This window comes from Brevibacillus sp. BD137 (genome assembly GCF_041644655.1).
GTDB classification, from domain to species: domain Bacteria; phylum Bacillota; class Bacilli; order Brevibacillales; family Brevibacillaceae; genus Brevibacillus; species Brevibacillus brevis_D.
Genome location: NZ_JAOTNO010000013.1, coordinates 155,467 through 163,725 on the forward strand (window position 1 = coordinate 155,467; position 8,259 = coordinate 163,725).

An 8,259-nucleotide genomic window follows, 5' to 3' on the forward strand; every position below is an offset into this window, starting at 1 on the left:
GGATATGATGCGGTGTAATTTGGAAAAGAGAGCGGGAACGCTAGGGCGCCGTGGCTTTGCCTTTAGGCTTAGTCTTTAGTTTTGTTTTTTGACAAAAAAGTTATCATGGAGAGTATTGTCAAAGACAAATGGGAATGATAATATTTATCAATAAGAGTGATATTCATTATCAATTAGTATTCAGAGAAGAAAACATAAATCTTACATTCACCTAAATTTAAGGAGGTAACAAGTTATGTCATCAATTTTAGTAATAGGCGGAGATCGCCTGGGCAATATTATCGAATTACTGCAAGGGCAAGGCTTCAAGGATATTCACCACGTAACTGGACGGAAAAGCTCGCAAACCGGGGTGAAAATTCCGGCTGGTATCCACATGATTTTGGTGTTGACTGATTTCGTCAATCACAACTTGGCCAAAACAGTGAAAAACCAAGCCAAAGATCGCGAGCTGCCCATCGTTTTCTGCAAGCGTTCGTGTTCTGCGATTGCCAAAGCTTTTGATCTTACTGCGTAAATACATACTCTCCAGATCGGGCAGACTACGATCGTGAGTCTGACACCAACGGAGGAATGTCGCATGGAACAGAATCGTTTGGGTGAACTGCCTATCGCACAGCTTACGGCCGCTCAGCTGCAACAATTAAAACAGGCAGAAGAACAAATCAACACAGAAGGTCCAAATGTATATCTTATTGCATTAGAGAAGCATTCCCCGTCCTCTTAGACGGGGTTTTTTGTTGAAGCGTGTGCTTCTCACTTGAATACATATTGCTCCAGTTGCATTTTGAGGGCGTCAATCCCGATAGCGAAGCCTAAGCATTGGCTGGATTGAATGATGAATGCATTGAGGCCAACGACTTCCCCATTCAAATTAATGAGTGGACCTCCGCTATTACCTGGGTTAATCGCAGCATCCGTCTGAAAAATTTCTTCGTACATTCGCTTCGCAACCTGTAAGCGGCGGTTTTTAGCACTAATGATACCCGCTGTCACAGAATTTTCCAAACCAAGTGGGGAACCACCTGTAAGCATACAAACAAAATCAGAGGAAATTTTAGTGGAAAGACAACAGACGCAGGCACACCTCTCGATTTTTTTGACCAGAGGCAGCGTCTGTTGCTTCCACGTCAACACGTTGGATGAGCATGCACACGAGCAATCGCCGTTCTTTTTCATTTGCATACGCCCAAATAAGGTTCCAATTGGAAAGAGCATCTGGATCAAACCGCTCTACACTTGAAAAAACAGAGTAAGTGCGTTCTCGTTCTTTCGCAACCCGCTCCAATGTATTGATTTTCTCTCGTAGGTCAGCCAACGAAAGGAATCCCTCTTCATAAGCTTGTTCCCAGCGCTGCTTCCGAATTTGCAGCTCTTGCCCGGTTTCTTTCGCGGAGCAGGAATTCGACTGAAACAAGGTCTGAACAACTTCCTGCAACGCAGCGATTGACTCTGGTGAATGCTGCATCAGCTCGTGTACAATGGCTTTTTCCAATCGATCCTCACGTATGGCTGGAGCATCACACGTACCAGCCAGCTTGTTTTTACATAAGTAATAGCGGTGCGTGTAGCGTTTTTCCCCTTTTCCTGTAATGGTGGTTGTTTTCCCGCGCATCGAGGACCCGCAACGCGAGCAGTATAGCAATCCGGAGAAGAGGTAGCGGGAGCTGAGAACGCGGGGGTGGCTTGTTCCGCGAGCAGTCATCCGCTCCTGCACCCGGGAGAAAAAGGATTGATCGATGATGGCCGGGTGAGTTGCCTCTTCGATTATCCATTCCTCGGGGTCATTGCGTTGTTGATCGGCGTCGGTGTAATTCCAACGCAACGCGCCATGATAGACCGGATTTTTTAACAGACGAAGCACGGCACTGGCACTCCAGGAAGCGCCATTTTTCCCGCGTAATCCGGAATGATTTGCCCATTCGGCGATTTGGCGCGGAGATTCGCCTCGATCATAGCGCTCGAACATGCTGCGTACGCCAGCTGCTTCCCTTTGATTCACGACCAGTGTTCCTTGCACCAGATTGTATCCAAATGGTGCAGGTCCTCCTGGTCGTTTTCGTTCTCTTGCCATCTGGCTCATCCCCAGCTTGACCCGTTCTGCCAAGTTTTCCCTCTCCCATTGTGCGAGGGCAGCCACTAAGGTTATAAACAGTCGTCCGATTGCCGTAGTCGTATCGTATACCTCGGTGCAGCTTTTAAAATGTACCGCATGTCGATCGAACTCCTGGAGGAGCTGATACAGATCAAGGACAGAGCGAGTAAGCCGATCGAGTCGATAGACGAGGACGACATCGATTTCACCCGTTCGGATATCTTGCAGGAGCTGACTGAGTGCGGGGCGCTTCGTATCTTTGGCACTGACGCCTTCATCTGCGTAGACTGCTTGGACTTCCCAGCCTTGGGAGTGAACATACGAGAGCAGCTTTTCCCTTTGAGCGGGGATCGAAAATCCTTCACGTGCCTGATCCTCTGTACTGACACGTATGTAGATGGCCGTTCGCATTCCCCGTCCTCCCTTCACCTTGGGTTGCTAGAGTGTACAGCAAAAGGGAGGAGCTTATGCCTGACCGCAATAAAAAACCCCGCTTATCCGTCTTGGACAAGTGGGGTTATGCTACATCCATTTTTGGCCCCATTCGTGAATGGAATCAATGACAGGACGCAGATCTTTTCCTTTATCGGTCAATTCGTATTCAATGCGAACTGGGATCTCTGGGTACACTTTGCGCTCCAAAATCTCGAGCTCTTCCAGCTCCTTCAGTCTTTCCGAGAGCATTTTATCGCTCATATGAGGAACCATTTCCCGGATATCTTTGAATCGTACAGTCCCGCGTAGCAACACATGAATAATCAGGCCGGTCCAGCGTTTTCCAAGGACGTTCATTGCGCATTCATATTTTGGACACATGTGTTCGCCAGAAAAATCTTGACTCATATCGGCGTCACCTCTATCTAGCAGCATTATTGTTGCCCTTTATTCTAACAGATTAGCTTGAAAAAAGTAAGTAACGAAAAACTGGAATGACACTTTATCAATGCCTGAGAGATTAAGCCCGTTTTCATGGACAAATGTTTCCCTATTAGGAGTCCACACATACACTAATCGCGAAAGAAAAGAAGCGAAGAGGGTGTTGCGATGCTTCCAAAACGGGTAATCGGTATTTTAACCTGGCGGGAGGGGTTACGCTTTGAGGAACCAGCCTATTTGCGAAAGCTGGTTCAAACAGGGCAAAGGCTGGGCGCAGAAATCTACCTGTTTTCGCATCAGGACGTCAATGTGTCCGCCAGAAAGATCAAAGGCTTCATCCCCAAACCGAACGGGGGCTGGATGAGTAAATCGTTCCCTTGGCCAGAAGTTGTCATCGATCGGTACCGACGCAGGGTAAAGGAGTATATCCGACTGCGAAATAGCAATCTGTTTTTCTTTGCAAACAGTCCGTTCAGTAAAAAATGGAGAGTGACGAATCTGCTCGCTTCTGATGACCGCGTAAAACGCTGGATTCCGGAGACGCATGTTTACGAAAAAGGCAAGGTCCGAAACATGCTCGCACGCCATGGGCTCGTCTATGTCAAGCCAGGCAATGGCACAGGGGGAAGAAGCATTCTCAGAGTGAAGAGCAGCGGCAAGGATTATAGTCTCTCTGGACGTGACAAAAAGCATAAGCATCATGTAGCTCGAATTGATACGGTGGAAGGCGTGGAGAAATGGGTCAAAACGTGGGTAGAGGAGCAGCGCATTCGCGATGGCAATTTCCTGGTGCAGCAAGGCTTGGACCTGGGACTGCTACGCAAGCATGTCGTCGATGTACGGTTATTGATCCAAAAGGACGAGCGTGGGGAGTGGACGGTGACAGGGTGCGCAATACGCATGGGGGAGAAGGGCAGTGCTACTTCCAATTTGCATGGAGGAGGCAAAGCGATTCCCTTTGAATGGTTAATGTCCAGGCGATTTGGCGAGGAGCGTGGAGAACTGATCAAACAGGAATGTTATCGACTTGCTTTTGAGGTAGCAAACACGCTAGAGGACTATTTCGGCCGCATGATGGAATTCGGGCTGGATATTGGGGTAGATGTGGACGGACGCGCGTGGTTAATCGAAGTGAACCCCAAGCCGGGGAGAGAGGTTTTTCGTCAGATGGGTGACATGGCTCTATACAAAAAGGCGATAGCCCGTCCTGTTCAATTTGCGCTGTATTTGGCCCGGAACCAGGCTCGTTTTTTGTCTCTTTGAATACAGATGGAGAACCGACGCTAATGACCCATTCTCCTACTTTTGTATGAGAGGAGTTGCCAAGTGGCAGCGGGTATAGCTTGCAGTCTGCATCAATTTTGATGACGGCGTAATCCCGGACTCGATCAGCTATAATGCGTTTGGCTTCAAACACTCTACCGTTATATAGCTTCACGAAAATGTTTTTGGATTTGCCGATGACATGCTCGCTCGTCAAGATATACCCTTTCGGATGAAAAAGAAATCCGGAGCCAAAGCTTCGTTCCATGGGTGGAGAATTATCTTCATGATCAATGAGGCTGCGAATTAACGAATCCACGTCTTTGGAATGGGGAGCATCCTCGGTTACGATGGAGACTACTCCCTCTTGAACTCGCTCGACAATGGGAACGAAGAAATTGAATGGGTGCAGACTGCTGCTGCTCACAGGGTACTTTACCCGCGTATATTGGGACCATTTTTTACTTTTCACCGATCTCTCCCCCTACAGCAGATAGGTATGTATCATCTTATGGGGAGGGGAGAGGGAAGGGACGCCCAATTTCTAGTCGAGTGTATGGTTATATCATTAATTTTGATTGATATGATAAAGAAATAGCATTGGTATAATTATTTAAATGCATTTATAATAACATGTAGTTAAAGAATATTTCGAACATAAAGGCTAAGTCCTAGCCGCTAGAGAGAGAAAAAGAACGGTAACGGAGGATGCGAAGAGATGGATGTTAAAACGATCATACTGGGTTTCTTGAGTTATGGGGAAATGAGTGGCTACGATATTAAGCAAGCGTTTACAAACAGTATTGGATTCTTTTATGACGCTAGCTTTGGTGCTATTTATCCAGCATTGCGCAAACTGGAGGAAGAAGGCTTCGTGACGAAGCAAGAAATCATTCAGTCTGGCAAGCCGAACAAGATTTTGTACCGAATTACAGAAGCTGGGAAACAATCGTTCCGTCAAGAAATCCAGACGCCTATCTTGCCGCCAGTCTTGCGTTCAGACATGCTGGTTAAGATTTTCTTCGGCAAGAGCCGCACGATCGACGAACAAAAGGATTTGCTAGAGGGCTGCTTAGATACGCAACGTCAATTGCTCCAACAAAGTAAGGCCTCTTATAAAAAGCTGGAAGTAAATTTTGACGAATATCAACGCTTTTGCTGGGAGTATACCATTCATCATCTGGAGTCAACGATTTCCTTTATGGAACAAAAAATGACTTCCTTGTTGAAACAACCAGCTTATTCCGTTTAGCAATAAAGCGAAGGGCTCATGTCTTGTGAACAATGAGCCCTTCGCTTATTTATTTATTTCAGATTTTCTGGATTGAGGCATTCGAGCTCTGGTACAACGAAACGTCCGTCTTTGCGGATCAGGCGATCGTCAAACCAAATTTCTCCACCGCCCCACTCAGGACGTTGAATCATAACCAAGTCCCAGTGAATGGAGGATTTATTTCCGTTAAACGCTTCATCATAGGCTTGTCCTGGCGTGAAGTGGAAGCTTCCGTCGATTTTTTCGTCGAAGAGGATGTCTTTCATCGGGTTTTGGATGTACGGATTCACACCAATCGCAAACTCCCCTACAAATCTAGCACCTTCATCCGTATCAAAGATTTCATTGATCTTCTCTGTATCGTTTGCAGTTGCTTCGACGATTTTGCCATCCTTGAAGGTCAGCTTGATATTGTCGTATGTAAAGCCTTGGTAAGGAGATGGCGTGTTGTACGCGATCGTACCGTTGACGGAATCACGGACTGGGGCAGTGAATACTTCTCCGTCAGGGATGTTGGCTTCACCAGCACATTTGATTGCCGGAATATCTTTGATGGAGAAGGTCAGATCAGTGCCTGGCCCTACGATACGTACCTTGTCGGTTTTCTCCATCAGCTCGACCAAGCTGTCCATGGCTTTATCCATTTTGCCGTAATCAAGCGTGCACACTTTGAAATAGAAATCTTCGAAAGCAGCGGTGCTCATATTAGCCAACTGAGCCATGGATGCATTTGGATAGCGAAGCACGACCCATTTGGTATGCGGTACGCGAATGTCCAGTACAGGACGCGCTAGCAGCTTGGAATGCAGCTGCATTTTGTCTCCAGGCACATCAGAGAGCTCACTAATGTTGTCGCCGCCGCGGATGCCAATGTAGCAATCCATTTGTTTCATGAAAGCCACATCTGCTTCACGCATGATACCCAATTGTGTTTCGTTAGCACCCATCAAGAGCTCACGCTGAACGGATTGGTCAATCAATTGGACAAAAGGATTTCCTCCAGCTTCGTATACCTTGGCAATAACGGCTTTCGTCAGATCGGTAACGTTGCCAATAGAGTAAATTAAAACGTTTTCACCAGGCTTGACAGTCACTGAATAATTGACGAGGACGTCAGCTAGTTTTTCAATTCGTGGATCTTTCATAGGAAGGGGATCCCTCGCTTTCCATATCATTCTTGTCCATTGTACACAACTCAAACAGAAAAAAGCTACCCACTGTCGAGGGTAGCTTGCGGAGGAAACGCACTTGAAGGATTCGGTACTTCATGTATATGCAACGGCCTGCTGAATATGGCTATATCTTCGGGGAAGAAAGATTAGTCGCAGCTGCACCCGATAATAACCAGCAGGATGAAAAGAATCAAAACCAGAGTGAAGCCGTCGAATTCTCCATTAAAAATGCCGCTCATCGAATAAACATCCTCCTCATATGTGTGTTAAGCCTCTTGTGCTTACATCTACAACATATGGGTGATCGCATAGGACCGAACCGGGCATCCGCCCATTTTTGAGAAAATTGTTTAGGTAATCTCTCATTTTTCATACTCTTGTCGTTCTCGATGTTTATTATTCTGAAAAGCAGGAAAAGCTAGAGGATACCAAAAGACTTTGCAAGTATGAAAGGATGTTTATGTGATGCAAAGATCATTATCGAGCCTACAGCATGATCTGGTCCAAATTACGATTAATGTTGGAGAAGACTTTAAATCCATTGTGTGGAAAGCGCAGTACGATATGGACTTCAATACAGAATGTCTATTTTGTTTTTCCGAGCAAATTACTGGCTACCGTGTAGAAGACGAAGACGGAAAAGCAGGGAAAGTCGCTGTTTGTCCGCATTGTGAAAAAGTAAACGCGATCTACGCGTGAGATTGAAGTTTGATGTTTAAAAGAAAGACGATGCTGCTTGCTGGCACCGTCTTTTTTCTTTCAAGTTTTAGTAAGCTACCGATGGGCCAACAAAGCTGGTGAGAAGAAAAAGCACAGGGCTCGTAGACCTTGACAACGCCTACCCAGTCGGAACTTCAAAAAGGGGACCCGGTTGTCGAACACTTCTTCTCTGAGAAACATCCGCCCGTAGGGTGGCTTTGGATCGACGGTCCCCTTTTTGAAGTGGAGACGGACAGTCAATCCCCCTTGCGAGCGTGTCAGAGTCGAAGAGAACTGTGCTTTTTCTTCTCCTCCACTATGTTGACTCTAGTTTATATCTGGCTCTATATCCACCAAGTACCACCTGCTCTCTAGCAGGATTGAAAGGAGGACCCTCGAATAGTATGAGAGACATACATAAGTAGATAGGTAGGGGTGAACACCGTGCAAAAGAGATGCACCCGCTGTGGGAACGAAATGGAGATCGAGCTGCGCAACGTCGTGTACCGGAAACGAGTTAAAATCATGAATGTACCTGTACAAGTCTGCGTGGACGAAGACTGTGACCATTCCCAAGTGGTAGATGTGATTAAGGATGATTTGAAGTCACTCATGGAGGAACTGGGCCAACATCCGCAGCGTCAGGCAATCGAATTCGAAGAAATGTCAGAGTTATCCAACTTATTGGTATTGATTGCTAATGAGAAGGTGAATTCGACCGTAAGAGAACTACTTGGTGAAAAAGTCAACGAGCTATTGGATCTGTTTTTGTTGGCGCAGTCCCTTGGCGATGAAAAATGGATGCTGGAGCTACGCGAACGTCTAACGAAAATCATGGTGTAAGGATTAAGAGATGCCTAGAAGATAGGTATCTCTTTTTT

Annotated in this window: 11 protein-coding genes and 1 pseudogene; 6 read left to right on the forward strand and 6 right to left on the reverse strand. The window is 46.4% G+C overall.

Going from position 1 to position 8,259, the window contains the following annotated elements:
- Nucleotides 1–235: 235 nt before the first annotated feature.
- Nucleotides 236–517 (forward strand): DUF2325 domain-containing protein, encoded by a 282-nt coding sequence (locus tag ODZ53_RS23665; RefSeq protein ID WP_016742090.1) that lies wholly within the window; start codon nucleotides 236–238, stop codon nucleotides 515–517.
- Nucleotides 518–580: 63 nt separating this feature from the next.
- Nucleotides 581–727 carry a hypothetical protein gene (locus ODZ53_RS23670; RefSeq protein ID WP_015892424.1) on the forward strand — a complete coding sequence of 49 codons (147 nt, stop codon included), beginning with the start codon at nucleotides 581–583 and terminating at the stop codon, nucleotides 725–727.
- 29 nt (nucleotides 728–756) lie between these two features.
- Here the strand turns inward: ODZ53_RS23670 and ODZ53_RS23675 are convergent, their stop codons facing one another.
- The 3 genes from ODZ53_RS23675 to ODZ53_RS23685 all read right to left on the reverse strand — a co-directional run bounded on the left by ODZ53_RS23675 (nucleotide 757) and on the right by ODZ53_RS23685 (nucleotide 2,938).
- Nucleotides 757–1,035, reverse strand: coding sequence for a S1C family serine protease (locus ODZ53_RS23675; protein ID WP_015892423.1), 279 nt, complete (start codon nucleotides 1,033–1,035; stop codon nucleotides 757–759).
- Nucleotides 1,036–1,057: 22 nt separating this feature from the next.
- Nucleotides 1,058–2,506 (reverse strand): recombinase family protein, encoded by a 1,449-nt coding sequence (locus tag ODZ53_RS23680; protein ID WP_372680496.1) that lies wholly within the window; start codon nucleotides 2,504–2,506, stop codon nucleotides 1,058–1,060.
- 111 nt (nucleotides 2,507–2,617) lie between these two features.
- Nucleotides 2,618–2,938 carry a winged helix-turn-helix transcriptional regulator gene (locus tag ODZ53_RS23685; protein WP_016742092.1) on the reverse strand — a complete coding sequence of 107 codons (321 nt, stop codon included), beginning with the start codon at nucleotides 2,936–2,938 and terminating at the stop codon, nucleotides 2,618–2,620.
- 201 nt (nucleotides 2,939–3,139) lie between these two features.
- On the opposite strand from ODZ53_RS23685, the gene ODZ53_RS23690 reads away from it, so the two are divergent.
- A complete protein-coding gene (locus ODZ53_RS23690; RefSeq protein ID WP_372680498.1) occupies nucleotides 3,140–4,234 on the forward strand; it encodes a YheC/YheD family endospore coat-associated protein in 1,095 nt (364 codons plus the stop codon).
- A 16-nt stretch (nucleotides 4,235–4,250) separates the two neighbouring features.
- On the opposite strand, the pseudogene ODZ53_RS23695 reads toward ODZ53_RS23690, so the two are convergent.
- Nucleotides 4,251–4,502, reverse strand: a pseudogene (locus ODZ53_RS23695) (S1C family serine protease); the annotation flags it as partial.
- Nucleotides 4,503–4,952: 450 nt separating this feature from the next.
- Between ODZ53_RS23695 and ODZ53_RS23700 the strand changes: the two are divergent.
- A complete protein-coding gene (locus tag ODZ53_RS23700; protein WP_047071910.1) occupies nucleotides 4,953–5,486 on the forward strand; it encodes a PadR family transcriptional regulator in 534 nt (177 codons plus the stop codon).
- 53 nt (nucleotides 5,487–5,539) lie between these two features.
- Here the strand turns inward: ODZ53_RS23700 and ODZ53_RS23705 are convergent, their stop codons facing one another.
- Both ODZ53_RS23705 and ODZ53_RS23710 read right to left on the reverse strand, forming a co-directional pair.
- Nucleotides 5,540–6,652 carry an aminopeptidase gene (locus tag ODZ53_RS23705; RefSeq protein ID WP_015892417.1) on the reverse strand — a complete coding sequence of 371 codons (1,113 nt, stop codon included), beginning with the start codon at nucleotides 6,650–6,652 and terminating at the stop codon, nucleotides 5,540–5,542.
- Between the two features lie 173 nt (nucleotides 6,653–6,825).
- Nucleotides 6,826–6,918, reverse strand: a complete 93-nt coding sequence (locus ODZ53_RS23710; RefSeq protein ID WP_017250455.1) for a YjcZ family sporulation protein — start codon at nucleotides 6,916–6,918, stop codon at nucleotides 6,826–6,828.
- Between the two features lie 226 nt (nucleotides 6,919–7,144).
- Between ODZ53_RS23710 and ODZ53_RS23715 the strand changes: the two genes are divergently transcribed.
- Nucleotides 7,145–7,378 carry a hypothetical protein gene (locus tag ODZ53_RS23715; protein ID WP_015892416.1) on the forward strand — a complete coding sequence of 78 codons (234 nt, stop codon included), beginning with the start codon at nucleotides 7,145–7,147 and terminating at the stop codon, nucleotides 7,376–7,378.
- Between the two features lie 444 nt (nucleotides 7,379–7,822).
- Entirely contained in the window at nucleotides 7,823–8,221 is a 399-nt protein-coding gene (locus ODZ53_RS23720; RefSeq protein ID WP_372680501.1) for a hypothetical protein, read from the forward strand.
- The last annotated feature ends 38 nt before the right edge of the window (nucleotides 8,222–8,259 follow it).

Coding starts and splice junctions, on each gene's coding strand:
- ODZ53_RS23665 (WP_016742090.1), top strand. CDS start 236: ATGTCATCAATTTTAGTAATAGGCGGAGATCGCCTGGGCAATATTATC.
- ODZ53_RS23670 (WP_015892424.1), top strand. CDS start 581: ATGGAACAGAATCGTTTGGGTGAACTGCCTATCGCACAGCTTACGGCC.
- ODZ53_RS23675 (WP_015892423.1), bottom strand. CDS start 1,035: ATGCTTACAGGTGGTTCCCCACTTGGTTTGGAAAATTCTGTGACAGCG.
- ODZ53_RS23680 (WP_372680496.1), bottom strand. CDS start 2,506: ATGCGAACGGCCATCTACATACGTGTCAGTACAGAGGATCAGGCACGT.
- ODZ53_RS23685 (WP_016742092.1), bottom strand. CDS start 2,938: ATGAGTCAAGATTTTTCTGGCGAACACATGTGTCCAAAATATGAATGC.
- ODZ53_RS23690 (WP_372680498.1), top strand. CDS start 3,140: ATGCTTCCAAAACGGGTAATCGGTATTTTAACCTGGCGGGAGGGGTTA.
- ODZ53_RS23700 (WP_047071910.1), top strand. CDS start 4,953: ATGGATGTTAAAACGATCATACTGGGTTTCTTGAGTTATGGGGAAATG.
- ODZ53_RS23705 (WP_015892417.1), bottom strand. CDS start 6,652: ATGAAAGATCCACGAATTGAAAAACTAGCTGACGTCCTCGTCAATTAT.
- ODZ53_RS23710 (WP_017250455.1), bottom strand. CDS start 6,918: ATGAGCGGCATTTTTAATGGAGAATTCGACGGCTTCACTCTGGTTTTG.
- ODZ53_RS23715 (WP_015892416.1), top strand. CDS start 7,145: ATGCAAAGATCATTATCGAGCCTACAGCATGATCTGGTCCAAATTACG.